Annotated in this window: 27 protein-coding genes; 13 read left to right on the top strand and 14 right to left on the bottom strand. The window is 73.8% G+C overall.

The genetic code is table 11. The features are described from left to right. Nucleotides 1-29 precede the first annotated feature (29 nt). Complete coding sequence (locus tag BUE29_RS19450) at nt 30-473, bottom strand: MarR family winged helix-turn-helix transcriptional regulator (protein ID WP_073392118.1); 444 nt, start codon at nt 471-473, stop codon at nt 30-32. Between the two features lie 55 nt (nt 474-528). Between BUE29_RS19450 and BUE29_RS19445 the strand changes: the two genes are divergently transcribed. From BUE29_RS19445 to BUE29_RS19430, 4 genes are all read left to right on the top strand, one after another. Beyond that, nucleotides 529-900 carry a cupin domain-containing protein gene (locus tag BUE29_RS19445; RefSeq protein ID WP_200800321.1) on the top strand — a complete coding sequence of 124 codons (372 nt, stop codon included), beginning with the start codon at nt 529-531 and terminating at the stop codon, nt 898-900. Between the two features lie 35 nt (nt 901-935). Continuing rightward, entirely contained in the window at nt 936-2,981 is a 2,046-nt protein-coding gene (gene malQ, locus BUE29_RS23265) for a 4-alpha-glucanotransferase (RefSeq protein ID WP_234971528.1), read from the top strand. A gap of 79 nt (nt 2,982-3,060) precedes the next feature. Then, nucleotides 3,061-4,428, top strand: a complete 1,368-nt coding sequence (locus tag BUE29_RS19435; protein WP_073392116.1) for a hemolysin family protein — start codon at nt 3,061-3,063, stop codon at nt 4,426-4,428. After that, a complete protein-coding gene (locus BUE29_RS19430; RefSeq protein ID WP_073392115.1) occupies nt 4,425-5,453 on the top strand; it encodes a hemolysin family protein in 1,029 nt (342 codons plus the stop codon). The genes BUE29_RS19435 and BUE29_RS19430 overlap by 4 nt, the downstream gene beginning before the upstream one ends. On the opposite strand, the gene BUE29_RS19425 is transcribed toward BUE29_RS19430, so the two are convergent. Further along, complete coding sequence (locus BUE29_RS19425) at nt 5,450-6,595, bottom strand: cytochrome P450 (RefSeq protein ID WP_073392114.1); 1,146 nt, start codon at nt 6,593-6,595, stop codon at nt 5,450-5,452. The two genes, BUE29_RS19430 and BUE29_RS19425, sit on opposite strands and share 4 nt — an antisense overlap. Before the next feature lie 43 nt (nt 6,596-6,638). Here BUE29_RS19425 and BUE29_RS19420 point away from each other — a divergent pair, with 43 nt between their 5' ends. Beyond that, the gene (locus BUE29_RS19420) at nt 6,639-7,436 is read left to right on the top strand and encodes an alpha/beta fold hydrolase (protein ID WP_073392113.1); all 798 of its coding nucleotides are present in this window, start codon (nt 6,639-6,641) and stop codon (nt 7,434-7,436) included. A 2-nt stretch (nt 7,437-7,438) separates the two neighbouring features. Further along, complete coding sequence (locus BUE29_RS19415) at nt 7,439-8,287, top strand: DUF1206 domain-containing protein (RefSeq protein WP_073392112.1); 849 nt, start codon at nt 7,439-7,441, stop codon at nt 8,285-8,287. On the opposite strand, the gene BUE29_RS19410 is transcribed toward BUE29_RS19415, so the two are convergent. The 3 genes from BUE29_RS19410 to BUE29_RS19400 form a co-directional block, all read right to left on the bottom strand. Continuing rightward, nucleotides 8,284-8,937, bottom strand: a complete 654-nt coding sequence (locus tag BUE29_RS19410; RefSeq protein WP_073392111.1) for a VOC family protein — start codon at nt 8,935-8,937, stop codon at nt 8,284-8,286. The genes BUE29_RS19415 and BUE29_RS19410 overlap by 4 nt on opposite strands. A gap of 104 nt (nt 8,938-9,041) precedes the next feature. After that, nucleotides 9,042-9,896, bottom strand: a complete 855-nt coding sequence (locus BUE29_RS19405; protein ID WP_073392110.1) for a hypothetical protein — start codon at nt 9,894-9,896, stop codon at nt 9,042-9,044. Between the two features lie 437 nt (nt 9,897-10,333). Beyond that, entirely contained in the window at nt 10,334-11,560 is a 1,227-nt protein-coding gene (locus tag BUE29_RS19400) for an MFS transporter (protein ID WP_073392109.1), read from the bottom strand. 139 nt (nt 11,561-11,699) lie between these two features. On the opposite strand from BUE29_RS19400, the gene BUE29_RS19395 reads away from it, so the two are divergent. After that, nucleotides 11,700-12,224, top strand: coding sequence for a MarR family winged helix-turn-helix transcriptional regulator (locus tag BUE29_RS19395; RefSeq protein ID WP_073392108.1), 525 nt, complete (start codon nt 11,700-11,702; stop codon nt 12,222-12,224). A gap of 232 nt (nt 12,225-12,456) precedes the next feature. Here the strand turns inward: BUE29_RS19395 and BUE29_RS22635 are convergent, their stop codons facing one another. From BUE29_RS22635 to BUE29_RS19370, 5 genes are all read right to left on the bottom strand, one after another. Then, complete coding sequence (locus BUE29_RS22635) at nt 12,457-12,888, bottom strand: hypothetical protein (protein ID WP_159440910.1); 432 nt, start codon at nt 12,886-12,888, stop codon at nt 12,457-12,459. 451 nt (nt 12,889-13,339) lie between these two features. Next, nucleotides 13,340-13,603 (bottom strand): type II toxin-antitoxin system RelE family toxin, encoded by a 264-nt coding sequence (locus tag BUE29_RS19385; RefSeq protein WP_073392106.1) that lies wholly within the window; start codon nt 13,601-13,603, stop codon nt 13,340-13,342. Next, nucleotides 13,600-13,884: a type II toxin-antitoxin system Phd/YefM family antitoxin gene (locus BUE29_RS19380; RefSeq protein ID WP_073392105.1), complete on the bottom strand. Its 285-nt coding sequence runs from the start codon at nt 13,882-13,884 to the stop codon at nt 13,600-13,602. Before BUE29_RS19380 ends, BUE29_RS19385 begins: the two co-directional genes overlap by 4 nt. Before the next feature lie 158 nt (nt 13,885-14,042). Next, the gene (gene ychF, locus BUE29_RS19375) at nt 14,043-15,116 is read right to left on the bottom strand and encodes a redox-regulated ATPase YchF (RefSeq protein WP_073392104.1); all 1,074 of its coding nucleotides are present in this window, start codon (nt 15,114-15,116) and stop codon (nt 14,043-14,045) included. Nucleotides 15,117-15,155: 39 nt separating this feature from the next. Continuing rightward, a complete protein-coding gene (locus BUE29_RS19370; protein ID WP_073392103.1) occupies nt 15,156-15,344 on the bottom strand; it encodes a hypothetical protein in 189 nt (62 codons plus the stop codon). A gap of 156 nt (nt 15,345-15,500) precedes the next feature. On the opposite strand from BUE29_RS19370, the gene BUE29_RS19365 reads away from it, so the two are divergent. Together BUE29_RS19365 and BUE29_RS19360 are read left to right on the top strand one after the other, a co-directional pair. Continuing rightward, complete coding sequence (locus tag BUE29_RS19365) at nt 15,501-16,997, top strand: DNA recombination protein RmuC (RefSeq protein WP_143168271.1); 1,497 nt, start codon at nt 15,501-15,503, stop codon at nt 16,995-16,997. 49 nt (nt 16,998-17,046) lie between these two features. Continuing rightward, the gene (locus BUE29_RS19360) at nt 17,047-17,859 is read left to right on the top strand and encodes an esterase/lipase family protein (protein WP_073392101.1); all 813 of its coding nucleotides are present in this window, start codon (nt 17,047-17,049) and stop codon (nt 17,857-17,859) included. A gap of 22 nt (nt 17,860-17,881) precedes the next feature. Here the strand turns inward: BUE29_RS19360 and BUE29_RS19355 are convergent, their stop codons facing one another. Genes BUE29_RS19355 through BUE29_RS19345 form a run of 3 tightly spaced genes read right to left on the bottom strand, consistent with a single transcriptional unit; the run spans nt 17,882 to nt 20,747 of the window. Beyond that, on the bottom strand, nt 17,882-18,703 hold the full coding sequence (locus BUE29_RS19355) for an ABC transporter permease (protein ID WP_073392100.1): 822 nt from the start codon (nt 18,701-18,703) through the stop codon (nt 17,882-17,884). Beyond that, on the bottom strand, nt 18,700-19,623 hold the full coding sequence (locus BUE29_RS19350) for an ABC transporter ATP-binding protein (protein ID WP_073392099.1): 924 nt from the start codon (nt 19,621-19,623) through the stop codon (nt 18,700-18,702). Before BUE29_RS19350 ends, BUE29_RS19355 begins: the two co-directional genes overlap by 4 nt. Then, a complete protein-coding gene (locus tag BUE29_RS19345) occupies nt 19,620-20,747 on the bottom strand; it encodes a hypothetical protein (protein WP_073392098.1) in 1,128 nt (375 codons plus the stop codon). The genes BUE29_RS19350 and BUE29_RS19345 overlap by 4 nt, the downstream gene beginning before the upstream one ends. Nucleotides 20,748-21,006: 259 nt before the next feature. Here BUE29_RS19345 and BUE29_RS19340 point away from each other — a divergent pair, with 259 nt between their 5' ends. After that, nucleotides 21,007-21,609, top strand: coding sequence for a DUF6542 domain-containing protein (locus tag BUE29_RS19340; protein ID WP_143168270.1), 603 nt, complete (start codon nt 21,007-21,009; stop codon nt 21,607-21,609). Here the strand turns inward: BUE29_RS19340 and BUE29_RS19335 are convergent. Next, entirely contained in the window at nt 21,596-22,588 is a 993-nt protein-coding gene (locus BUE29_RS19335; RefSeq protein WP_073392096.1) for a 4-hydroxy-3-methylbut-2-enyl diphosphate reductase, read from the bottom strand. The two genes, BUE29_RS19340 and BUE29_RS19335, sit on opposite strands and share 14 nt — an antisense overlap. Before the next feature lie 43 nt (nt 22,589-22,631). On the opposite strand from BUE29_RS19335, the gene BUE29_RS22630 reads away from it, so the two are divergent. From BUE29_RS22630 to BUE29_RS19320, 3 genes are read left to right on the top strand one after another with little or no spacing between them, the layout of a single operon-like run. Further along, a complete protein-coding gene (locus tag BUE29_RS22630) occupies nt 22,632-23,501 on the top strand; it encodes a hypothetical protein (RefSeq protein ID WP_073392095.1) in 870 nt (289 codons plus the stop codon). Beyond that, nucleotides 23,498-24,694 carry an exodeoxyribonuclease VII large subunit gene (xseA, locus tag BUE29_RS19325; protein WP_407657351.1) on the top strand — a complete coding sequence of 399 codons (1,197 nt, stop codon included), beginning with the start codon at nt 23,498-23,500 and terminating at the stop codon, nt 24,692-24,694. Before BUE29_RS22630 ends, xseA begins: the two co-directional genes overlap by 4 nt. 13 nt (nt 24,695-24,707) lie before the next feature. Then, nucleotides 24,708-24,935 (top strand): exodeoxyribonuclease VII small subunit, encoded by a 228-nt coding sequence (locus BUE29_RS19320; RefSeq protein ID WP_073392093.1) that lies wholly within the window; start codon nt 24,708-24,710, stop codon nt 24,933-24,935. Nucleotides 24,936-25,031: the final 96 nt, after the last annotated feature.

Below are 25,031 nucleotides of genomic sequence, written 5' to 3'. Positions count from 1 at the left end.
TTCGAGCAGAAGAGTCCACGATCGCGTCGTCACCACGACGGTCGCAGCCGGCCGGAACCGCCGATGCGCGTGGCCGCCGCCGACAACGCCGCGAACTCCGGCGACGGCAGCACGGCACGCCACCCCGCGACCACGTCCCCGGCCGCCTGCTCCGCCGCGCGGGTGCAGGCCCAGCCCCGGTCGGTGAGCACGAGCAGCCAGGCCCGTCCGTCCCGGGGGTCCGGTTGCCGCTCGACGTAGCCGCGGGCGACGAGCTGGTCGACGAGCTGGCCGGCGGCCTGCTTGCTGACGGCCAGGTGCTCGCCGAGCGCGGACGCGGACGCCGCACCGCCCGACAGGAAGGCGAACGCGAACCCGTACGCGGGCCGCACGTCGGTGAAGCCGCGCGCGACGAGGCCGGCTTGGATGCCGTCGACGAGCTGCGCACTGCATCGCAGCAGCGCGGTCGCCGTGGCCCAGTCGGAGTCGATCACGCCGTCATTGTGTCAGCCGCGATCGTCAGCTAGCTTGACCATATAGTCAACTTGCTTGACCATTGGAGGCTTCATGGATCCCGCCGTCTTCGAGCTCCACGGCAACCGCTTCGACGCCTACGTCCGCCCGGCCGCAGGCAGCACGCAGCTGTGCGCCTGGCGACTCACCGTTCCCGCGGCCCTGGACGGCACGTCGCACCGGCCCGACCGCGAGGAGGTTCTGCTGGGCCTCAGCGGCGAACTCGCGGTGACCGTCGACGACCACACACACCGGCTCGTACCCGGCGAGGTCGTGCTCGTCCCCGCCGCGGCGCGGCTGCGCGTCTCCGGCGGACCGGACGGGGGCTCGGCGTGGGTCACCACGACCGTCGGCCTCCGCGCCACGACCGATGACGGCGCCGTACTGGCCCCACCCTGGTGCGGCTGACGACCGCCGGTGCGGCCCTCGTCGATACTGGGTCGGTGAATCCACTGCACGAACTCGCCGCGGCCTACGGTGTGGACGCCGAGGTGTGGAGCTGGCAGGGCGAGCACGCGGCCGTCGACGACGCCACGCTGCGGGCCGTCCTCGCCGCGCTCGGTGCCGACGCCTCGTCCGGGGACGCCTGCCGCGGCGAGCTGGCCCGCCTCGCTGCCGAGCGCGCCGCCCGCCCGTTGCCGCCGTACGCCGTGGCGCGCGAGGGCGACGAGGTCGAGGTCGCGACGTCGGCGACCGGGGTGACGCTCACGCGCGAGGACGGCACGACGACCGAGCTCGCCGCCGTCGACGGCGTGGTGACGCTGCCGGCGGACCTCCCCGTCGGGTACCACCGGCTCACCGCCGGCGACAGCGGCTGCGCGGTGATCGCTCCGCCCCGACGCGTGCCGTTGCCGCCGCGGCTGCGCAGCGGGCCGGCCTGGGGCCTGGCCGCCCAGCTCTACAGCGTGCGTTCACGTCGTTCGTGGGGCATCGGCGACCTCGCCGACCTCGGCACCATGGCCGAGTGGGCGGCCCGCGAGCACGGCGCCGACTTCGTCCTCGTGAACCCGCTGCACGCGGCCGAGGTCGTCGCCCCGATGAATCCGTCGCCGTACTCGCCGACGACGCGGCGCTTCGGCAACCCGATGTACCTCCACGTCGAGGACGTCCCCGAGTACGGCCGGCTCGACGACGCCACCCGCAGCCGCGTCGACGACCTCGGCGCCGACGTGCGCAGCGCCGCCGGCGACCTGCTCGACCGCGACGCCGCGTGGGCGGCGAAGCGGTCCGCCCTCGAGGTGCTGCACGACGTCGCGCCCACCGCGGCGCGCGCCGCCGCGTTCGCCGCCTACCGCGAGCGCGAGGGGGTCGCGCTGCGCGACTTCGCCACGTGGTGCGCCATCACCGACGTCCACGGCAACGTGCGTGACGCGTGGCCGGCCGGACTGCAGACCCCGGGCACCGCGGCGGTGGCCGCCTTCGCCGCGGAGCACGAGCCCCTGGTCACGTTCTTCGCGTGGTCCCAGTGGCTGCTCGACGAGCAGTTGACCGGGGTGCAGCGACGGGCGGTCGAGGCGGGCATGGGGCTCGGCATCGTCCACGACGTCGCGGTGGGCGTGAACCCCACCGGTGCCGACGCCTGGGCCCTGCCCGGCGAGCTCGCGACGTCCGTCACCGTCGGCGCGCCGCCGGACGCGTACTCGCAGACCGGGCAGGACTGGGACCAGCCGCCGTGGCGTCCGGACCGCCTCGCCGCCCTCGGCTACGCGCCGTTCCGGGACCTGTTCGCCGCGGCCGTGCGGCACAGCGGCGGGCTGCGCGTCGACCACGTGATCGGGCTCTTCCGGCTGTGGTGGATCCCGCGCGGCCGACCCGCGCTCGCCGGCACCTACGTCCACTACGACCACGACGCGGTGATCGGCATCCTCATGATCGAGGCGGCCCGGGCGGGTGCGGTGCTGATCGGCGAGGACCTCGGCAACGTCGAACCGTGGGTGCGCGACTACCTGCGCGAACGCGGGATCTTCGGCACGTCCATCCTCTGGTTCGAGTACGACGGCGACGCGCCGCTGTCACCCGAGCGCTGGCGCGAGCTCTGCCTCGCGTCCGTCACCACCCACGACCTGCCGCCGACGACCGGTTACCTGGCGGGCGATCACGTGCGGTTGCGTCACGAGCTGGGCCTGCTGACCCGCGACTACGACGAGGAGCTCGGCGCGGACCGCGCGGCGATCGAGCGCTGGCTGTCCGTCGTCCGCGACGCCGGGTTGCCGACCGGTGACGACGAGGAAACCGTGCTCTCGCTGCACCGGCTGCTGGGCCGGGCACCGTCGTTGTTGCGGTGCGCCGCGCTCACCGATGCCGTGGGTGACCGGCGCATCCAGAACCAGCCCGGGACGACGCAGCAGCAGCACCCGAACTGGCAGGTCCCGCTCAGCGGTCCGGACGGCACCCCGCTGCTGCTCGACGACGTCCTCACCGACGGCCGGGCCGCCGCGGTCGCCGCCGCGATGCGCGCCGCCGTCGGCCGGGACGCGACGCACACCTGATCGACAGCTGGCAGCCCGCGCCGCGCGGGTACAACAGCCAGACCCAGTCACCGCACAGCTGCTAGGAGAGACGACCCCCGTGGCCCTCGCCCTCGTCGGGCTCGCCGCCGTCATCGTGCTGACGCTCGGCACCGCCTTGTTCGTCGCCGCGGAGTTCTCGCTCGTCGCTGCCGACCGCGCCGAGCTCGAGAACGCCCAACGGCACGGCGACCGCGCGGCCGGCCGGGCGCTGCAGGCCGTCCGCACGCTGTCCTTCCAGCTCTCCGGCGCCCAGCTGGGGATCACGATCACCACCCTCGTGGTGGGGTTCCTGGCCGAGCCGTCGATCTCGGATCTGCTGCACCCCGCACTCACCGGTCTCGGCCTCCCCGACGCGGCGAGCGAGACGATCGGCGTCGTGGTGGCGCTCGTCGCCGCCACCGTGCTGCAGATGGTGGTGGGCGAGCTGATCCCGAAGAACTGGGCCATCGCCCACCCGACGCCGGTGTCACGCCGCATCGCCGGTCCGATGCGGACGTTCACCGGCCTGCTCCGGCCGTTGATCGCCGCGTGCAACGGCATGGCGAACCTCGTGGTGCGTCGGCTCGGCATCGAGCCGCAGGAGGAGCTGCGCTCGGCCCGCTCGGCCACCGAGCTCGGCAGCCTCGTCCGGACCTCCGCCGAGGAGGGGACGCTGCCCGGCGCCACCGCGCAGCTGCTCGCCCGGTCGCTGGCCTTCGGCGAGCGCGTCGCGGGCGAGGTGATGACCCCGCGCAACCGTGTCGTCGAGCTCGACGAGAACGCCACCGTCACCGATCTGCTCACCACGACGCGGGAGTCCGGGCACTCCCGCTTCCCGGTCGTGCGCGTCGTCGACGGGCTGCGCGACATCGACGACATCGCCGGCGTCGTCCACGTCAAGAAGGCCATCCAGGTGCCGCCCGAGCGGCGCGACACGACGTCGGTCCGCGAGCTCGTCGCCCCCATCCCGCAGGTGCCCGAGCAGCTGCGCCTCGGCCCGCTGCTGGCCCGGCTGCGGCAACCGGGGCTGCAGATGGCCGTCGTCGTCGACGAGTACGGCGGCACGGCCGGCATCGTCACGCTCGAGGACGTCGTCGAGGAGCTCGTCGGCGACGTCCGCGACGAGCACGACACCGCCGAGGCGTCGGACGAGGTGCGCCGGGCCGCGGACGTCGTCGAGCTGTCGGCCCGGTTGCGCATCGACGAGGCGGCCGAGCGCGTGCCGGGGTTCACGGCTCCGGAGGGCCCCTACGACACCCTCGCCGGACTGCTGCTCGCCCGCCTGGGCCGGCTCGCGCGGCCGGGCGACACCGTCGAGGTCGACGGCTGGACCCTCACCGCGACCGACGTCGAGGACAAGCGCATCGACACCGTGACCGTCCGGCTGGCCGACGCGGGTGGGACCGCCGCCGACGCCGGGCCGACCGGGGCCGAGGTCGCGTCGTGACCGTCCTCAACCTGCTCGTCGCGGTCCTGCTGCTGATCGGCAACGCGTTCTTCGTCGGTGCCGAGTTCGCCGCGGTCAGCGTGCGCCGCGCCCAGGTCGAACCACTCGCCGACGCGGGCAACAAGCGCGCCGTCCGCGTCCTCGACGCGCTGCGTCGGTTGTCGCTGCTGCTCGCCGGCGCGCAGCTCGGCATCACGCTGTGCTCGCTGGGTCTCGGCGCGGTCGCCGAGCCGGCGGTCGCCGTGCTCTTCGAGGACGTCTTCCACGCCCTGCACGTGCCGGCCGGGCTCACCCACCCGATCGCGTTCGCCATCGCACTGGCCCTCGTCGTCCTGCTGCACATGGTGCTCGGCGAGATGGTGCCGAAGAACATCGCGCTCGCCAGCTCCGAACGCGCCGCGCTGATCCTCGTCCCCGCCCTCGACTCGTTCGTCCGCGCGACCCGGGTGGTCATCGGCAGCCTGAACGCGCTGGCGAACGGATCGCTGCGGCTGCTCGGCATCCAGCCGCAGGACGAGCTCAAGTCGGCGTACACGCCGGAAGAACTCGCCGACATCCTCGCGGAATCACGCAGCGAGGGGTACCTCGACGCCGGCCAGCACCAGCGCCTGACCAGCGCGCTGTCCTTCGGCGACCGCACCGCCGGTGACGTCGTCGTCCCGGCCGCCGAGCTCGTCACCGTCGACCCGGACACGACCGCCGACGCCGTGCAGCGGCTGGCGGCCGAGACCGGCTTCTCGCGCTTCCCGATTCGACGCGGCGATCGACTGGTCGGTTTCGTCCACGTCAAGGACGCGCTCGTGGGCGATCTGGTGAGCGACGTCGCGATGCCGGCCCGGTTCCGGCACGCCATGCCCGCCGTCGACGTCGCGATGCCACTGCCGGACGTGCTCACCACGCTGCGTCGAGCGCGCAGCCACCTCGGCCACGTCGTCGAGAACGGTCGCAGCGTCGGCGTGGTCGCGCTGGAGGACGTCGTCGAGGAGGTCGTCGGCGAGATCGCCGACACGACGCACACCGCCTAGAAGTCCCAGTGCACGCGCACCGCGGCGGGCTTGCGGAACACGAGCCCCGCCGCCGCTGCCGGGGCGACCGGACGGAGTCCGGGCAGGCCGTCGAGCAGCGCGCCGAGCCCGACGCGCGTCTCGAGCCGGGCGAGATCCATGGCGATGCACGCGTGGGGGCCGCGGGCGAACGCCAGCTGGGAGCGCGAATTTGCTCGATCCAGCTCGAATTCGTCCGGGCGGTCGAAGACGGCGGGGTCGCGGTTCGCCGCGGCGAGTGACACCCGCACGAGGTCGCCCGCCGCGATCGCGGCCCCGGCCAGCACGACGTCCGCGGTCGCGTACCGGTCGACGACGGCCGCAGCCGGCTCCAGTCGCAGCGACTCCTCCACCGCGACGGGCACCAGGTCGGGCTCGACCCTCACCCGGTCGAGCGCGGCGGGGTCGGCGAGCAGGTGCGTCACCAGGTTCGCGATCATCCCCTCGGTCGTCTCGATGCCGCCGAACATCATCACGGCCGCATTGGCCACGATCTCGTCGTCGCGCAGCGACCCGCGCGCCCCGGTGAGCACCGAGGACGCGTCGTGGCCGAGTCCACCGCGGACCGCGACGGCGAGATCGCGCATCGCCGCGATCTCCTCCCCCGTCGGCCGGTCGCCGGCGCTGAGCGCGGTCACCGCGGCGACGATGGCCGCGTACCAGCCCAGCACGGTGGGGACGTCGATGTCTCGCAACCCGAGCGTGTGCGCCACGACCGCCGTCGAGAGCGGGCCGGCGAACTCGGTCCGCAGGTCGGCGGCACGGGCGGGCCGGAGCCGGGCGACGAGGCCGGTCGCCAGCCGGGCGACCTCGCCGCCGAAGCGCTGCTCGAGCTCGGCGGCGCGGAACGGGGCCGCGAAAGGCCGACGGTGCCGACGGTGCTCGGCGCCGTCGGTCGACAGCATGCTCGCCCCCACCACCCGGGCGGTGGAGAAGCGTGGGTCCGCCACGGTGAAGTGGGCGGCGTCGCGCATGACCGCGAGCGCCGGTGCGTGCCCCGTGACCAGCCAGCCGTCGAGTTCGGCCAGCCGGGTGACCGGGGCGTGCGCGCGCAACCGGGCGAGTGCCGCCGCCGCGTCGGGCCCGGCCAGCTCGGCGAGTGTGACGTCCCGCGGGGTCTGCATCGGACCACGATCGTGGCACGTCCCGGTGGGGCAGGATCGACGGGTGTCCCGTCCCGACCCGCTGCCCTCCCCCGAGTACTTCACGGCGTCGGACGGGACGCGGCTCGCCTACCGGGAGCTCGGCGCGGGCCGTCCGGTGCTGCTCGTGCACGGCTTCTTCTCCTCGGGCACGGCCAACTGGATCGGCAACGGTCACGCCGCCGCGCTCGTCGCCGCCGGCCACCGGGTCGTGGTGCCCGATCTGCGCGGCCACGGGCGCAGCGCGACGCCGACCGACCTCGCCGCCTACCCGCCGGACGTCCTCGTGGACGACCTGGTCGTGCTGCTCGACCACCTCGGCCTCGCCGGCGACGACGATCTCGCCGCGGCGGGCTACTCCCTCGGCGCGCGCACCGTGGCCCGGTTGCTGCTGCGCGGCGTGCCCGTACGCCGCGCCGTACTCGGTGGCCAGGGTCTCGGCGCGCTCACGCACGTCGCCGGCAGCGCGCGCACCAGCGTCGCGCGTCACGTCCTCTCCGACGCGGCGGGGGGCGACCGCACCCCGGTGCAGCGCTGGTTCGCCCAGCAGTGGCGGCGCAAGGACGAGGCCACGCGGGCCGCGCTGCGGGCACTGCTCGCGTCGTCGGTGAGCACGCCGGCCGACGAGCTGCGCACGATCACGGTGCCCACGCTCGTCCTCACCGGGTCCGACGACGACGTCGCCGACGCTCGGGACCTCGCCACCACGCTGCCGCGCGCAGCGGTGGTCGAGGTGCCCGGCGATCACGTCACCGCCGCCGGCCGGCCCGAGGTCGCCGACGCGCTGGTCAACTTCCTCGACGGGGACGGCGGCCCGCGGTGAGGATGCCGCGGCCGTGGCCGCGTTCGCTGGGCAGTGCCGCCGCGCGGTTCGGTCTCGGATCGCGCGTGGTCGTGTACCTGACGCTGACCGTGCTCGTGGTGCAGCTGGCGGCGGGGGCGCGACGCGCGAACACCGACCAGGCCTCGGGTATCCGGGTCCTCGGCGCGAACCCCGCAGGAGTGGTGGCGCTGCTCGTCCTCGTGGTCGGTGTGTCGTGTTACGTCACGTGGCGGCTCGTCTCGGCATGGACCGACGGGGGCTCGGACGACACCGCGGCGCAGCGGTGGCTCGCGGCGGCCGAGGGACTGGGCTACCTGCCCTTCGGCTACATGGCGCTCGCGGTGCTGCTCGGCGACGACGCCGCCGCCAGCCAGGGGCCGCGGTACCGGACGCTGTCGGCCCGCATCATGCAGGATGCGGCGGGGCGCTGGCTCGTCGGCGCGGTCGGCGTGGTGGTGATCGTCGTCGGGCTGTTCCTGGGCTCGCAGGGCGTGCGCGCCTCGTTCCTCGACTCGCTGCACCTGCCGCCCGGCCGGCCCTGGCTCGGCCGCGCGGTACGCATCGCCGGGGGCGTCGGGTCGATCGGCCGCGGGCTGGTCTTCACGCTCGCCGGGGTGCTGGTCGTCTACGCCGCCGTCACCGCGGAACCGGCCAAGACCGGCGGCGTCGACGCCGCCCTCGACACCGTGCGGGCCGCGCCCTTCGGTCGCTACCTGTTGCTGGCGGCCGCCGTCGCGTTCGCCGCGTTCGCCCTGCTCACCCTCGCCGAGGCCGCGTGGCGCGAGGTCGGCGTCACCGCGGACGACGCCGGAGAACCGGACGACGCCGGCGAGCCGCAGGGGGTCCGCTAGTCGCGCCCCGTGCTGGTGCACACGCACACCCGGTTGCCGTCGGGGTCGGCCAGGATCGTGAACATGGGGGCGTGGCCGTCGTACACGAGGGTGCCGCCGGCGGCGACGGCCGCCGCGATGCGCTCGTCGGCGACCTCGGGAGCGAGCCAGAGGTCGAAGTGCCACCGCTGCCGCGGTGTCTCGTGCTCGTCGGTGATCTGGAACCACACGGCCGGCACGCGGTCGCTGGGGTCGAAGACCGAGTCGTACACGGTGTTGCCGGCGTCGCCGGTGAGCAGCGCCGCCCAGAACGGGCCGACCCGCTCGTGGCTCGGGGTGTCGAGGGCGAGCTCCAACTGGGCGACCTGTCTCGGCGCCGCGGTGAGGCCGCGTCGGCGCGCGATCTCGCTGATGCCGCGGGCACGGTCGACGTCGCGCGACGTGACCCACCGACCGTCCTCGACGGTGTACAGCGTGAGGTCGATCGAGCCGGGCCGCAGCCGCAGCTCGACACCGTCGGCCGCGCCGTCGACGACCGGCGCGACGTCGACGGCGAACGCGGCGCCGGCGGCGAGATCGTCGAGCAGGTAGCGGGCGTGTAGCCCCTGGCCGAGTGCGCGCCAGTCGGCGAGACCGGCGGCGACGATCTGACTGTTCCCGAGTCGCTCCATGGCGGCGAGTGTGACAGCGCCCACCGACAGCGGGGCGCGCGACGCGGCCTCGACCGCACATCGCCCCGGCCCGAGGTGGGCCGGGGCGACGACGTCCGGTCGGGTCAGCTGCCGATCGGGGTCGGGTCGGTGGGCAGCGGCGGCACGGGCAGCGAACCGTGGATCCGGTTCTGTGCCTGGCACTGGCTGGTGCAGTTGGTCGCGCCGGCCGAGAGCTCGATCGCGTCCTCCCCCAGCACGCCGCCCATGCGACCGCCGGACGCGACGCTCCACCGCGTGGTGCTGCCGTCCTGGAAGGTCTTGGTCGCGACCTGCGGGCTGTCCTTGCCGAGCAGCATCTGGTGGGCGCCCGGACCGGAGGCCACGGGGTCGAGCCCGTCCCCGAAGTTGATCTTGCCCGTGTACTGGTTGACGAAGTAGAAGAGCGTCGGGCCGAGCTTGTGCTCGATCGTGACGTTGGAGCCGAACTCCGGCTCCATCTGGAAGATGCCGCCGGTCGCGGAGTCCTTGGCCTGGACCTTCATCTTGCCGGCCGCCGTCGACACGATGGCGGTGAGCGTGTCGTCCTTGATCTCGAGCTGCGTGAGCGTCGGCCGGGCGAGCTGGGCGGCGGTCAGCTGGGGCACCTTCGACGCGAAGATCACCGTCGGCGAGGTGACCATGCGCTCGGCGGTGGGCGCCCCGGTGAGCGCGTAGTCGTACACGCCGAGCGTGGTGGTGTCGAAGTCGAAGCGGACGTTCACGCCGCGCACGGCGATGCGCCCGCCGACGGTCACGTCCTTGAGCTTGACGTCCTTGCCGGCGGCGGGGTTGTAGGTCGTGCCGTTGACGGTGGCGGCGAAGTCGCCGTTGCCGGTCGTCTTCGCCTCGGCGGTGGCGGGGGCGAGCAGCGCGAGCGCGCCGGCGGCGAGGGCCGCCGCGGCGACGCCCTGGGCGGCGGTGGTGCGGATGCGGGACATGCGGGGCTCCGTGGTGATCGGACGGGTGAGCCACCGACCGGGCGTCGGCGACGAAGATCAATCTCGTCGACCCGGGGTACGCCTCGCCATACGACCATCGCACTAGTACGTCGGGCCCGGCGAGATCCGTCGCACCCCGCGCTTGCGGACCCGACACCTCGTCTGTTAGCTTCTTGTTAGGCAGTTCGTCACCGGAATCGGGGGATTCGGGAGTCGGCCTCGGACCTGGTCCGTGTCTGCGCGAAGTGATGCTCGGGGGAACATCACGAAGCGACGCTTCGGGGGAACGTCGTACCCGCTGCAGCCTGCCGCACCACAACCTCCACGAACGGCGCGTCCCACCCGGGACGCGCCGTTCGTCGTTCACCGGACCCGCCGAGCTCCAGGCACTGGACGAACCCCGGCGCGGCCAGCGCAGGAGGATGGCCGGCGGGACGTCAGGCGGCGAGCGCCAAGGACTGCTGGTGCCGGGCGGCGTCCACCCGGCCGAGGCGCAGTGCGCAGCCGATGGCGAGCACGCAGCACAGGATCTGCAGCGCGACGAAACCGAGCGGCAGACCGAGCCCCAGCAGCAGACCGGACAGCCCGGGGCCGATCGCGGTCGCGAGCGTCTGCGCGCCGGTGACCGCGGCCAGGGTGCGGCCGGTGGCGCCGGCCGGGGCCAGGGTCGCGGCGAGCGGCGTCAGCACCGGCGCGAGCATCGTCTCGCCGACACTGAACAGCCCGTAGCCGGCGACGACGAACGTCCCACTGGCGCCGAGGTGCAGCATCGGCGCCGCCAGCACGACCCACACCCCGATCCACAGCACCGCACACGTCGCCAGGAGCACGGCCGGCGCCACCGTCCGCGTCAGCCGCACGACGGGGGCGGTGAGCGCGGCGACGAGCACCGTGTTGACGGCCACCGCGGTTCCGAGCGTGGTGGGTGCGACGTCGAGCACGCTGAGCGCGTACGCCGGCAGGCCGGAGTCGAACTGCGCGTAGCAGGCGAGCGTCAGCAGGACGGTCACGGCGAGCAGCCAGCGCACGGCGGGGACCTGGAGGACGCCGCGGTAGCCGGTCGTCGGCGCCGGCTCGTCGACGGCGAGGGCGGGCCGGGCGGTCCGGCTGGCCGCGATCGCCACCAGTACCGCACTCGCCGCACTGCACACTGCGGCGAACGCGTAGGCCGGGCGCGAGCCCGTGGGCACGGTCAGGTCGACGAGGTAGCCACCGACCATGCCGCCGACGGCGAGCCCGAGGTTCTGCCCGATGAACTGCCAGGCGAACGCGCCGCGGCGACGGGCGGCGGGCGTCAGCTCGAGGACGAGCACGGCCGTCGACGGTTGCACCACGGCCAGCGCGGCGCCGTACGCGAACGCCGCCGCCCACAGCGTCAGGGCCGTCGCGGCGTACGCCAGCGCGACGATGGCGAGCACCATGCCGAGGCGAGCGACGGTGGCGACCCGGACGGGACGGCTACGGTCGGCCAGCCGGCCGGCGAGCGGTGCGGCGACGAGCGCGCCGAGCGCGAAGGCGGTGAACGTGACGGCGGCGACGGACGCGCCGAGGTGGCGGGCGTCGGCGATGTCGGCGTAGAGGAACGGCAGGACGGCGCCCCAGCCGACCGCACCGAGGGACGAACCGACGAGGAGCACCGCCAGGCGACGGTGGGCAAAACGCATGATCGGGACCAACTTCGAATCTCAATGTTTCACTTCGAACTTCGATATCGAAGGTAACGATCGACGCGAACGGTTTCTTCCTGAGCCGTGTCGCCGGTGATCCCGTTCACCCCGGAGCCCGTCCCCGTAGGGTGCGACCATGACGCGCCGCACGCCGTGGGCCGAGTACGAACGCGCCGTGCGCGTCTACACCGACGCCGGCGCGGCCGAGACCGTGCAGCGCATCGTCACCGCCATGTCGCGCCTCGAACGCCGGCTCGACCTGTTCTACAGCGAGCGCTTCGACGCCATCGACATCTCGCGTACCGAATGGCCGGTGCTGCAGGCCCTGGCGATGGAGGGACGCCGCGGCGGCTCCCACCCGTCACGGCTGGCCGACGCCGCCGGCGTGACCGCGTCCACCATGACGCACCGGCTCGACCGCATGGTCGAGCGCGGGCTGGTGGAGCGCTCCCCCGACCCCGAGAACCGCACGCGCACCGTCGTGTCGCTCACCCGGGACGGCTGGGAGCTCTTCCGCCGCGCCGTCCTCGACGTCGAGTCCGACGAGGCCGGCGTCTTCGCGCCGCTCACCGATGCCGAGCGCACCACGCTGGCCGGCCTGCTCGAGAAGGCGCTCGCCGGCCAGGACACCGACCACCATCACCGTCGCCGCCCGCGCTGACCCTCCGTGTGGAGCCACCGGGCCCGGCCGCTACGCGACATCGACGGGACCAAGCAGCCGATCGCCGCGGCTCGTTCGATCGACGTCCTCGCGTCGACCATCCCGAGGCCGTGCGAGCTGACCGATCGGTACCGGCCGACGTGTACGTCGGCCCGCTGCTCCTCGAGTCGCGCGGCGTCGAACAGCCGCGAAGCGATCGGCGTCGTCGTCGCAGCACGACGGAAGGAGCGGGTCAGCGCGGCCGGCTCCGGGTGTCGTCCGGCGCGACGCCGTCTCCGCGGGCCTGGCGAGCGAGGTCGAACGCGAGGGCCGCGGCCTGTACGGCCGCCTCGTTCTCACCTGATCGGTTCACGCTGGTCATGAGGCGCGCGAAGACGCCGAGCAGCACGCCGGCGACGACCGAGACCAACGGCCCTTTCAGGTGCCAGTCGTCCAGCGGGGCCATGGCGACGCCGATCGACACGAACAGCGCGCCGAGGCCGTACAGCATCCCGTCGTAGGTGCGGCCCGCGCTGTCGCGGGAACGGACCATCAGGCTGCGCCCGTCCGCGGTCGGGGCAAGGAGCACCCGGCCGAGCTCACCGTACGAGCTGCTCGCATGGGCGAAGGTCACGCGGTAGGGGCCGCCGGGCTTGGACCGCTTGGCCACGCGTGTCGTCGCCACACCCGAGTTGCGGACGGTACGGCGCGCGAACGCGCGATCCAGATCACCGATCGTGACGTCGTTCGGTATCGGTACCAGGGTGGAACGCACCATCTGTCGTCATGCCTCCGCGCCGTCGAAGAGCTCGTTTCTCGTGGCAGCCGGCCGGCTGCGCCCCCCGTCACACCTGACACGCACGAGCTGCACCCCCGGGCGCGTCTGCCGCCCGCACCGCACAGGCCGCCCGCACCGCATAAGCGGCGTCGAGGGATCAACCTCGGCGTTGAGTGTGGCCTATCGGCTGTCCTCCCGCTCGCGCAGGAGTTCGTTCCACGGCACGGTCTGACGCATCACGAGGTCGCGCTCCGCGCGCACCGACGGGAGCGGTCACCGTCGGTCGGGCCGGGCACGCGCCGACGGTCCCGCGCCGGCTCGCCGCTCAGACATTGCTGCGGGACTCGGCCGGATCGCGTCACGAATAGGCGTCGCGCCGGTGGCGGATGGAGATGATCCGAACGACGACGATGTCGTCGTAGATCTCGTAGATGATCCAAAACTCCCCCCGACGCGCGGAGTACCGGCCGGCCAAGTGATCGCGCAGCGGCTTGCCGACGCGATGAGGATCGAGGGCGAGCACGTCGCGCAGAAAGTTCGCGCAGGCAGCGGCAACCGCCTCCGGCAGAGTATGGGTCAGCGCGCGTCGAGCAGCCGGCGCCAGCTCGACCCGATAGGTCACGCCGGCAGCCGCCCCAGGGTCCGCATCTCCGCCTCTACCTCGTCCAACGTCGACACGTTGCCGCCGGCGATGTCCGCGTCGGCCCGCCGGATCTCAGCCATCGCTTCGGCGTCGCCGAGTATGTCCAGAGTCTCCATGAACGAGTCGTAGTCATCGGCACTCATGATCACCGCCGCCCTGCGTCCGTTCCGGGTGACCTCGACTCGTTCGTGCGTGCGTACCGCGTCCTCCACGAGCTTGGAGAGCTGGGCACGAGCCTCGGCGAGCGGCACGGTCGTCATGTACGGAATTCTAGCGCCTTGGACGCCGGTCGCCGCCGTCAACAGGGCACGAACCGGAAGTATCTCGAGTCGTCGCTGTACCGGTGCGGCGCAACGAGCCGCAGCCCGTCACGGCCGGGAGATGCCACCGTCGAGCCGTCAGGCCACGCGTTCCCTCGCTACACGTTGAAGCGGAACTCGACGACGTCGCCGTCGCTCATGACGTAGTCCTTGCCCTCGATGCGGACCTTGCCGCGCGACTTGGCCTCGGCCATCGAGCCCGCGTCGACCAGCTCGTCGTAGGAGACGACCTCGGCCTTGATGAAGCCGCGCTCGAAGTCGGTGTGGATGACGCCGGCGGCCTGCGGTGCGGTGGCGCCGGCCTTGATCGTCCAAGCGCGTGACTCCTTGGGCCCGGCGGTGAGGAAGGTCTGCAGGCCGAGGGTGTCGAAGCCGACGCGGGCGAGCTGGTCGATGCCGGACTCCGCCTGCCCCATCGACTGCAGCAGCTCCAGGGCCTCCTCGGCGTCGAGCTCGATCAGCTCGGCCTCGGTCTTGGCGTCGAGGAAGATCGCCTCGGCCGGCGCGACGAGCGCGCGGAGCTCGTCGGTGAACGGTTGGTTGTCGAGCTCGTCGGGGTCGACGTTGAACACGTAGAGGAACGGCTTCGTCGTCATCAGGGTGAGTTCGCGCAGGGGCGCGACGTCGACACCGGCGGCGTAGAGCGTCTTGCCCGTCTGCAGGATGTCGATCGCTTCCTTCGCCGCCGCCAGGACGGACGCACGGTCCTTGTGCAGCCGGGCGTCCTTCTCCAGCCGCGGCGTGGCGTTCTCGAGCGTCTGCAGGTCGGCGAGGATCAGCTCGGTGTTGATGGTCTCGATGTCGGCGGCGGGATCGACCTTGCCGTCGACGTGGACGACGTTGGGGTCGCCGAACGCGCGGATGACCTGGCAGATGGCGTCGGCCTCGCGGATGTTGGCGAGGAACTTGTTGCCCAGACCCTCGCCGGTGCTGGCGCCGCGGACGATGCCGGCGATGTCGACGAAGCTGACCGTGGCCGGCACGACCTTGGCCGAGTCGAAGAGCGTGGCCAGGACGTCGAGGCGCTGGTCCGGCACGCCGACCACGCCGACGTTCGGGTCGATGGTGGCGAACGGGTAGTTCGCGGCCAGGACGTCGTTCTTGGTCAGGGCGTTGAACAGCGTCGACTTCCCGACGTTGGGCAGGCCGACGATCCCGATGGTGAGACTCACGTGGCGCGAGTCTACGGCCCGGACGACGTCCGACTGCCGTCAGCAGCCGTGGCCCGCCGACCGCAGCTCCATGACCATCCGGTTGACGTCGACGTCCTTGGTCCGTGTGAACGCCCCCACCCGCACCTGCAGTGAGCGGCTCGCCCAATACTCGCTGCGGCACCCCTGCCAGTGGTCGGCGGTGCGGAGGGTGAAGCGGAGGGTGCGGACGCCGCCCGGCGGCATCACCGCGGAGCCCGTGCAGTAACCGACTGCGCGGGCGTGCTCGACCGCTCGGAGACGACGTCGGTCACGACGCGGAGTCGTGACAGCGGACGAGCCCGGGGCACCGGCCCGGCGCGTCGGAGCACGAAACTGTCGGACCCCGGTGTGAGCATCGAACACATGGACGTCGCCGTGGTGCTGCTCGTGGTCGTGATCGCCGCGCTGATGCTCGGTGCGGGCATGCTCGTCGGCCGCTACCGGGCCGAGGCCGCCGGACGCGCCGCCGTCGCCCGGGCCGAGGCCGCCGGACGCGACGCGGCCGCCCAGGCCGAGGCCGCCGGACGCGACGCGGCCGCACGGGCCGAGGCCGCCGGGCGCGACGCGGTGACCCGGGCGCAGGGCGAGACGCACGCCGCCCGCACCGAGGTCGCGCGGTTGACCGCGGTGCTGGAGTCCGAACGCGCGGCCGCCCGTGAGCGGGCGGATGCCGACGTCTCCACCGAGGCCCGCATCCGCGAGGCCTTCGACTCACTGGCCGGGCAGGCGCTCGAGCGCAACAACCAGGCCTTCGCCCAGCTCGCCGAGGCCCGCCTCGCGACCGCGAAGGAGGGTGCCGACGGCGAGCTCGCCAAGCGACAGATCGCCATCGAGGCGCTGGTCACGCCGTTGCGCGACTCGCTGGCCAAGGTCGAGCAGCAGCTGAACGCGGTCGAGCGCGACCGCGCGGGCTCCTACGCCGGCCTGCTCGAACAGATCGGCTCCATGCGCCAGACCAACGAGCAGCTGCGCACCGAGACGCACCAACTGGTCACGGCGCTGCGCGCGCCCCAGGTGCGCGGCGCGTGGGGCGAGATGCAGCTGCGCCGCACCGTCGAGGCCGCCGGGATGACCGAGCACATCGACTTCGTCGAGCAGCACACCGTGCAGGGCGACGACGGGCGGCTCCGCCCCGACATGGTGGTGCAGCTGGTGGGCGGCAAGAACGTCGTCGTCGACTCGAAGGTCGCGTTCAGCGGCTACCTCGAGGCCATGGAGGCCCGCGACGACGCCACCCGCGCCGCCCGCTTCAAGGCACACGCCCGGCACCTGCGCACCCACGTCGACCAGCTGGCGGCCAAGGGCTACCACCAGCACGTCACGCCGTCGCCGGAGTTCGTGGTGTGCTTCGTGCCGGCCGACGCCTTCCTCGACGCCGCGCTGCGCGAGGACCCGACCCTGCAGGAACGCGCCTTCGACCAGAACGTGGTGCTCGCGACGCCCTCGACCCTGGTCGCCCTGCTGCGCACCATCGCCTACACGTGGCGGCAGGAGGCGCTGGCGTCGAACGCGGCCGAGGTGCACCGCCTCGGCCGCGAGCTGTACGGCCGGCTGTCGACGATGGGCAAGCACTTCGACAAGCTGGGCCGCTCGCTCAACGGTGCGGTCGGCGCGTACAACGACGCCGTCGCCTCGGTGGAGAGCCGGGTCTTCGTCACGGCGCGCCGCATGGTCGACCTCAAGGTGGTCGAGCCCACCGACGAGCTGATCGCCCCGCGCCAGGTCACCGAGACCACCCGCACCGTGCAGGCCGAGGAGATCGCGGGCCAGCGGCTGGTGACGCTACCCAAGGCATCACGCGTCCCGGCCGGGCAGGACGAGCTGCCGGTCACCCAGGACGCGCAGCGCGCCACCTCCTGATCGCCCGCCGGCCGGTCCCGGTCGGCGGCCGGCACGGCACGATGGTGCGGTGCTGTCGTCCCTCGCCCCGGCCCGGCGCCGCGTCGTGCTCGCCGCGCTCACCGCAGCGGTGGTCGCGGCGGTGGGGGCGGTCGCGGCGATCGTGGTCGTGGTCGCCGCCGACGGCGACCACGACGACGAGTCCGGCACCGCCGCCGTCGGCCAGGACCGGCTCGGGCCGGTCGTCCTCGTCCCCGGGTACGGCGGGTCCACCACCGGCCTCGACGTGCTGGCCCGCACGCTGCGCGAGCGTGGGCGCGACGTCTCGGTGTTCCCGCTGCCCGGTGACGGGCGTGGCGACCTCGACGCCCAGGCGGTCGCCCTCGGCCGGACCGTGAGCACCGTGCGGGCCCGCCACGACGGCGCCGCCGTCGACGTCGTCGGCTACTCCGCCGGCGGCGTCGTCGCCCGGCTGTGGGTGGCCGACCACGGCGGCGACCGCGCCGCCCGGCGCGTGCTGACGCTGGGCTCGCCACACCACGGCACCGACATCGCCGCGCTCGCCGGGTCGACCCTCCCCGGCGCCTGCCCGGTCGCCTGCCGGCAGCTCGCCCCGGACAGCACGCTGCTCGCCGACCTGAACGCCGGCGACGAGACCCCGGCCGGGCCGACCTTCGTCTCGGTGTGGACGACGCACGACGACGTCGTCGTCCCCGCCTCGTCGGCCCGGTTGGCCGGCGCGGTCAACCTGACGGTCCAGAGCGTGTGTCCGGGGGACGCCGTTCGGCACGCGGGACTGCCGAGCGACCCCCGGGTCGGCTCGATCGTGCTGAGCGAGCTCGCCGCGGGACCGCCGGCGCGGGCGGCCACCGTCGCCTGCTGACGACCGGGCGCGGACCGACGCGTCAGCTGGTGATGTCCTTCGTCGCGAAGTTGGCCCACGCGACACCGAGGAACACCGCTACGTAGACCAGTTGCAGCAGCGCGCCACGCTCGACGTCCCGCCACAGGATGGGGTCGCGGAACAGGTCGACGAACGAGAGCCAGTAGCGCGTCGGCAGGTAGGGCTGCAGCGGCCGGGCGGCGTCGAGGGTGAGCAGCAGCGACGAGCCGATCAGGAACGCGAGCGCACCCAGCGTCGCGCCGAGCGGCGAGTCGGTGAACGTCGACAACAGCAACGCCATGGCCGCAACACCCAGCATCGACAGCGCCACGAAGGCCATGGCCAGCGCAGTGCGCACGACGAGCTGCCCCGCCGACAGGTCACTGCCCGAGACCGTCACCAACGACGTCGCCGCCGTCTCGGGATGCGTGCCGAGCACGAACGTCCCGACCACGTAGCCGACGCCCGCGACAAGGACCACGGCGACGACGGTGAAGGCCAGCACCGTCACCAGCTTGGCGACGAGCAGCCGGGTACGTCCGGCCGGGCGGGCTATCAGGTAGCGCAGGGTCCCCGCCTGCGCCTCGCCCGCCACCGAGTCGCCGGCGACGACCGCCACCGCGATCGGCAGGAACAGCGGCAGCACGATGGCCAGCGCGGCGACCGCGAACAGCTGCCCGTTCGCCACGACCGCGGACAGGAACGCCGGTCCCTCGCCCGGGCGGGGCGCGATGTCGGTGACGGCGAGCAGGACGGCGACCACCGTGGGCAGCGCGTTGAGCAGGACGAGGGTCAGCCAGGTACGCGGCCGCCGGGCCAGCTTGGACAACTCGACGGCGATCACGGGGCCGTCCTCGCCGGAACGCGGTCGGCGCTCCCGCCGGAGCGCTGCAGCACGACCTCCTCCAGGGTGTGGTGCTGCACGACGAGCCCGGTGACGGGAACGCCCGCGGCGACCAGCCGCGCGTTGAGCTCCGCCGCGTCGTCGGCCCGGACCCACAGCGTGTCGCCGTCGCGCCGCTCCACCCGGTCGCCGAGGTCGCGCGCGGCGTCCTCCGCGGCGGCGGTCCGCACCTCGACCAGGCCGGTCGGCCGCCGCAGCGCCGAGAGCGAGTCCTGGACGACGAGCCGGCCGCGGTCCAGCACGCCGACCCGCGTGCACAGCTGCTCGATCTCGGCGAGCAGGTGGCTCGACACGAAGACCGTCGTGCCCGCCGCGTTGAGGGCGAGCAGCAGCTCGCGCATCTCGTGGATGCCCTGCGGATCGAGCCCGTTCGTCGGCTCGTCGAGGATCAGCAGCTCCGGCGAGCGCAGCAGCGCGGCGGCGATGCCGAGCCGTTGCCGCATGCCCAGCGAGAACGCCTTGACCGGCCGGCGGCCGATGCCCCCCAGCCCGACCTGGTCGAGCGCGGCGGCGACACGGTCGTCGCGCGTGCGTCGGGCCGCGCGACCGCCGGGGCCGGCGGCGTCGATCAGGGCGAGGTTCGCGCGCGCGGGCAGATGCCCGTACGCGGCCGGCCCCTCGACCAGGGTGCCGACCCTCGGCAGCACCCGCCGCGCCGCGCGCGGCATGGGCTCGCCGAACAGCCGCAGCTCCCCGGAGGTCGGCAGCACAAGACCCAGCAGCATCCGCACGGTCGTCGTCTTGCCGGACCCGTTCGCGCCGAGGAAGCCGTAGACGTCGCCCGCGCGGACGTCGAGGGCGATGTCGTCCACCGCCCGCACCCGGCCGAACAGCTTCGTCAGTCCGCGGGTCTCGATCACCGCGCGGGCCTCGTCGCGGCCCGCGCCGGCGGCAGGTCCCGCGCCGCGGCCCGCAACGCCGACGGCGAGAGCGTCCCGGCCAGCAGCCAGCGCGACCCGTGCCCCGTCGGTGGGGACAGCTGCAGGCGCAGCGGGCCGATGCCGGCCGCGATGCCCGACTCGTCCTCGACCGCGCCCGGCGCTGCCCGGACGACGGGGACGACGCGGTCGGCCACCCGTGGCCGCATCGGGATCGCCACCACGAGCGTCAGGCCCCGGCCGTACACGCCGACCGCGCCGAGGTCGAGATCGGTGCGGCGGGGCAGCCCGGCCAGCCGCGCGGGCGGCACGGCGCCGCTGAACCGGTCGATGACCGAGACGATGTCGACGTCGTCCTCCTGCGTTGCCACCCCATCGGGCGGTGTGAACGCGATGGTGCCGGCCGGCGGGCGGGCGACGGTGAGATCGAGGAACGACGTGCTCAGCACCGGGCCGCCCGAGCCGGCCGCGCCGCGGGCGTGCACGTCGACGCGGACGGGAAGCCCGCTCGCCGGGAGTGCCCAGACGTCCACGTGGTCCAGGGTCGAGCGCCGGTCGGTGACCCGCAGCCGCAGGCCGTCGGTGCGCTCCCCGGCCACGCGCCGACCGGGGATGGCCGACACCTCGTCCGCCCGGGCCTCGCCGAGGAGCCGTCGCGCCAGACCCGGCGGCACCAGGTCGTCCGGGCGCGGTGCGCGGACCGTCGGACGGAGGGTCGAGCGCCGTAGCGAGCCCGTCTCGTACTCCCACTGCCACAGCGCGCCCCCGGTCTCGCGCAGGCCGCTCTCCCCGGTCGCCTTGATCCGGTCCACGCGCCAGTCGTCGGCGTCGCGCCACCAGACCCGCAGCTGCGAGGTCTCGGCGAGGACGGTCGCCAGCGGCGCGAAGATCCCGGTGACGCCGGCACCGGCCGTCGGCACCGCGAGCGTGCTGTGCGACTCGGCGAAGCCGGAGTAGCCGACGCCGGCGGATCCGGCGATGCGGGCGAGCAGCGTCCGCACCCCGACGGGCGTCCCCTCCCCCGGCAGGAGCCGGGCGACGAGCGGCAGCGACACCACACCGACCGTGGCCGCGGCGACCACGACCCACCGCCAGCTCCGCCTCATGCCTCACCGTACGTCGGGCGGGACGGACGGGTTCATCGGCCGCTGCGAGACCGCCGATCGACCCGACCGGCGCCCCGCTCCCCCTGAGAACTCGGGTGCGCGTCCTGCGGTCCGGTCTCAGTCGCGCCGGGTACCGTGACCGAAAGGTTACCCGCCCCGTCCTCCCCTCCCCCGTCGACAGGAGAACCGCGTGTCCGGTCCGTCCGCCCCTGGCGGCTGGTCGTCCGCCGCCGACGACGGTTGGGGACCCTCGACCGCCGTGCGCGGTGGAACGGCACGCAAACCGGCACGCGGCGAGCCGTCGCGGGGGAACCGGGACGGCGGACACGGCACGACGCCGCCGGCCGACCCGCGGGCGCGTGCCTCGCAGCGGCGGCCGAGCGACGACTGGTCCCCGGCGGGGCCGGCCTCGCGCGACCAGCAGCGCGCCAACCGCGCCGCCGAACGGTCGGTCCGTGACCTCGAGGCGCAGCGGAACGCCGCGGCGCGCCCGCCGGAGCGCGGGCTGCCGGCCTGGGCGGCCCTGGTCGTCCTCGTCGTCATCGCGATCGCGGGTGGGCTCATCGACACCATCGGCTCGATCGAGGTGCAGGGCGGCTTCAACATCGGCATCGTCGCCGCGTCGGTCATCGCGATCCTCGTCGTCAAGCGGTCGCACATGTTCCCGGTCGTCATCGCGCCGCCGATCGTCTACACGCTCGGCGCCGCGTTCCAGTACACGCTGCGGGCGAGCGGCGGCAACGCCACCAAGGCCAAGCTCGACGCGGCCGCGAACTACCTCGTCTACGGCTTCCCCGCCATCGCCGCCGCCACGGCCGCCGTGCTCATCATCGCGGGCATCCGCATGATCATCCGGAAGTAGCGCGCGCCCGCAGCTCGCGGCGCAGCTCCTGCGGGAGCGCGAACGTCAACCGCTCCTCGGTGTGGCTCACCTCGGTGATGCCGTCGTAGCCGTGCTCGCCGAGCCAGCCGACGACCTCGGAGACCAGGATCTCGGGCACCGACGCGCCCGAGGACAACCCGATGGTCGCGACCCCGTCGAGCCAGGCGGGGTCGATCGCCGCCGCGTTCTCGACGAGGTGCGCGGCACGCGCGCCGGCCGCGCTGGCCACCTCGACCATCCGCACCGAGTTCGAGGAGTTGCCCGACCCGACGATGAGGAACAGGTCGGCCTCGGGCGCGATCTTCTTCACCGCGGCCTGCCGGTTCTGCGTCGCGTAACAGATGTCGTCCGACGGCGGGGCCTGCAGCTTCGGGAAACGCTGCCGCAGCGCGTCGACCGTCTCCATGGTCTCATCGACCGACAGCGTCGTCTGGGACAGCCACACCACCTTGTCCGGGTCGCGGACCTCCACCGCGGCGACCGACTCCGGGCCGTCGACGAGCGTGATGTGCTCGGGGGCCTCGCCACTGGTGCCGATGACCTCCTCGTGGCCGTCGTGGCCGATGAGCAGGATGTCGTAGTCGTCCTTCGCGAAGCGCCGCGCCTCGTGGTGGACCTTGGTGACCAGCGGGCAGGTGGCGTCGATCGTGCGCAGCCCGCGCGCCGCCGCCTGCTCGTGGACCTCGGGCGCGACCCCGTGCGCGGAGAAGACGACGGTGGCGCCCTCGGGCACCTCCGCGTTCTCCTCGACGAAGACCGCGCCGCGCTCCTCGAGGGCACGCACCACGTGGAGGTTGTGGACGATCTGCTTGCGGACGTAGACCGGAGCGCCGTAGTGCGCCAGGGCGTGCTCGACGGTCTGGACGGCCCGGTCGACACCGGCGCAGTAGCCGCGCGGCTTGGCCAGCAGGATGCGTTTTCCGGCACCGGCAGGCTGGGTCGGCGATGTGGACGTCATACCTGCGATGGTACGGACGCAGCCGATGCGGCACTGTGGTGTCATGCACCTTCCCGCGCCGCTGCGTGCCGCCGTCGGGCTCGTCGCCTCGGCGGCCGACGAGGTCAAGCACCTGCCCGATCGTGCCGTCGAACTGCCGATGCTGGCGGTGAGCACGGCGCTGCAGATGTCGTTGCGCGCGCAGCAGCGCTACGCCCGTCTCGCCGCCCGCGGCGAGGAGGTGCTGAACGGTGGCCGCGCCGGCGAGGACCCGCCGCCCTGGGCGACCTTCGACGAGCCGGTCTCGGCCGACGACCTGCGCCGCGCGGCGCTGACGCAGCTCGACAGCCTCGCTGACGGCGGTGACGCGTCCGCGGCCGGGCGGATGTTCGACGAGCTCTTCGGCGTCGACGACCCCACTTCGGGCGCAGCGGGCGCAGCGGGCCGCCCTCGCGACGACCGGTCGGCCGACGAGGACGGTGGAACGGGGGCCACGGTGACGCCGATCTCGGCCCCGGCCCGCAAGAGCCCCGGCACGAAGACCCCTCGCAAGACGTCGCGCAAGACGGCCGCCCGCAAGACCGTGGCACCGGCCAAACCGGCCGGCCGGCCCGCGACGAGCGCGACGAGCGCCACGAGCGCCACGAGCGCCGCCGCGAAGACCCCCGCGAAGAACCCCGGCAAGCGGGCGGCACCCGACGTCACGCCCGCGAACCCGACCATCGCCGACGGCCAGTCCGTCGCCGACGCCGACACCACCGACACCCCCACCAGCGACACCCCCACCAGCGACACCCCCACCACCGACACCTCCACCGCCGACCAGGGCAAGCAGGTCAACGCGCCGCGGCACGCTCCCCCGTCGAAGTTCGACCGGGCCGACGACCCGACCGACGACCCGACCGACGACGGGCCGAGCGGCTCGCCCGCCTGACCGTGGCCAGGCTCACGACGTCCGCCGACGCCCCCGTCCCGGTCCGGGTCGTCGCGCTGCGGCTCGGTGAGTGGATCGCCCGGCTGGGCGAGATCTGGGTCGACGGCCAGGTGGCCCAGCTGAACCGCCGTCCCGGGATGGCGACGCAGTTCCTCACCCTGCGCGACCCGGACGCCAACGTCTCGTTGAGCGTGACCTGTCCGCGGGGCGTGCTGCCCGACGCGGTCGGTGAGGGGTCGCGCGTCGTCCTGCGGGCGCGGCCGGACTTCTGGCTCGAACGCGGCACGCTGAGCATGCGGGCCCTCGAGGTCCGCCAGGTCGGCCTCGGCGAGCTGCTGGCCCGCCTCGAGGCACTCAAGCGACTGCTCGCCGCCGAGGGCCTGTTCGCGTCGACGCGCAAACGACCGCTGCCCTTCCTGCCCCGTCGGATCGGCCTCATCACCGGTCGGGCGAGCGCCGCCGAGCGCGACGTCGTCGAGAACGCGCACCGGCGGCTGCCCGGGGCCCGCTTCCGCGTCGAGAACGTCGCCATGCAGGGCACGAACGCCGTCACCGAGGTCGTCGACGCGCTCTCCCGGCTCGATCGCGACCCCGAGGTCGAGATCGTCGTGATCGCGCGTGGCGGCGGCAGCGTCGAGGACCTGCTGCCGTTCAGCAACGAGAGCCTGGTGCGCGCCGTCGCCGACGCGCGCACACCGGTCGTCAGCGCGATCGGGCACGAGACCGACACCCCGCTGCTGGATCTCGTCGCCGACCTCGCGGCGTCCACCCCGACCGACGCGGGCAAGCGGATCGTCCCCGATCTCGCCGACGAGCTCGGCGAGATCGCCGCGTTGCGCCGTCGCTCGCGAGCCTTCGTCCACGCTCGGATCGACCGCGAGACCGAGGTGACGGCCGGACTGCCGCAGCGGCTCCGACACACCGTGCGACAACGGCTGGCCCGCGAGGTCGACGAGATCGCGGCCGCGCGGGACCGGTGCCGCCGGCGCGTTGCCGCGCTCGTCGAGCAGAGCCGGGCCGATCTCGGGCACCTCCGGGCCCGGGTGCGCACGCTCTCGCCGCAGGCCACGCTCGAACGGGGGTACGCGGTGGTCCGCACCGACGACGGCACGGTGGTGCGCGAACCCGCCCAGGTCGACGGCCGACTGCGCGTGCGCGTGGCGCGTGGCGAGTTCGAGGTCGACCCCGCGTAGGGTCGGGTCCGCCATGACCACGGAGCCCATCGCCTACGAGGCGGCCCGCGCCGAGCTGCGCGACATCGTCGCCAAGCTCGAGGGCGGCGGCCAGTCGCTCGAGGAGTCGCTCGCGCTCTGGGAGCGCGGCGAGGAGCTCGCCGACATCTGCCGGCGCTGGCTCGAGGACGCGGGCGACCGCCTGGAACGGTCCATCGCCGAGCACGACTCGGACGCGGGCGACGGGAACGGCTCCGGCTGAGCGGCGCCCGCCCCGGGTGTGGCACCGGACTCGTCCGTACGACTCCGGCCCGTAACGAACGGTCTGCCAAGATTGGTCCGGTCAGCCGGTAGTGCC

This window comes from Jatrophihabitans endophyticus (assembly GCF_900129455.1).
GTDB classification, from domain to species: domain Bacteria; phylum Actinomycetota; class Actinomycetes; order Mycobacteriales; family Jatrophihabitantaceae; genus Jatrophihabitans; species Jatrophihabitans endophyticus.
Note: the sequence above shows the minus strand (reverse complement) of the source record. Positions and strands in the feature narration are given on the sequence as shown.

Coding starts and splice junctions, on each gene's coding strand:
- BUE29_RS22630 (WP_073392095.1), top strand. CDS start 22,632: ATGCACCTTCCCGCGCCGCTGCGTGCCGCCGTCGGGCTCGTCGCCTCG.
- BUE29_RS19345 (WP_073392098.1), bottom strand. CDS start 20,747: ATGAGGCGGAGCTGGCGGTGGGTCGTGGTCGCCGCGGCCACGGTCGGT.
- BUE29_RS19410 (WP_073392111.1), bottom strand. CDS start 8,937: ATGGAGCGACTCGGGAACAGTCAGATCGTCGCCGCCGGTCTCGCCGAC.
- BUE29_RS19405 (WP_073392110.1), bottom strand. CDS start 9,896: ATGTCCCGCATCCGCACCACCGCCGCCCAGGGCGTCGCCGCGGCGGCC.
- BUE29_RS19365 (WP_143168271.1), top strand. CDS start 15,501: ATGGACGTCGCCGTGGTGCTGCTCGTGGTCGTGATCGCCGCGCTGATG.
- BUE29_RS19395 (WP_073392108.1), top strand. CDS start 11,700: ATGACGCGCCGCACGCCGTGGGCCGAGTACGAACGCGCCGTGCGCGTC.
- BUE29_RS19335 (WP_073392096.1), bottom strand. CDS start 22,588: ATGACGTCCACATCGCCGACCCAGCCTGCCGGTGCCGGAAAACGCATC.
- BUE29_RS19320 (WP_073392093.1), top strand. CDS start 24,708: ATGACCACGGAGCCCATCGCCTACGAGGCGGCCCGCGCCGAGCTGCGC.
- BUE29_RS19415 (WP_073392112.1), top strand. CDS start 7,439: ATGCCGCGGCCGTGGCCGCGTTCGCTGGGCAGTGCCGCCGCGCGGTTC.
- BUE29_RS19380 (WP_073392105.1), bottom strand. CDS start 13,884: ATGACGACCGTGCCGCTCGCCGAGGCTCGTGCCCAGCTCTCCAAGCTC.
- BUE29_RS19425 (WP_073392114.1), bottom strand. CDS start 6,595: ATGCAGACCCCGCGGGACGTCACACTCGCCGAGCTGGCCGGGCCCGAC.
- BUE29_RS19400 (WP_073392109.1), bottom strand. CDS start 11,560: ATGCGTTTTGCCCACCGTCGCCTGGCGGTGCTCCTCGTCGGTTCGTCC.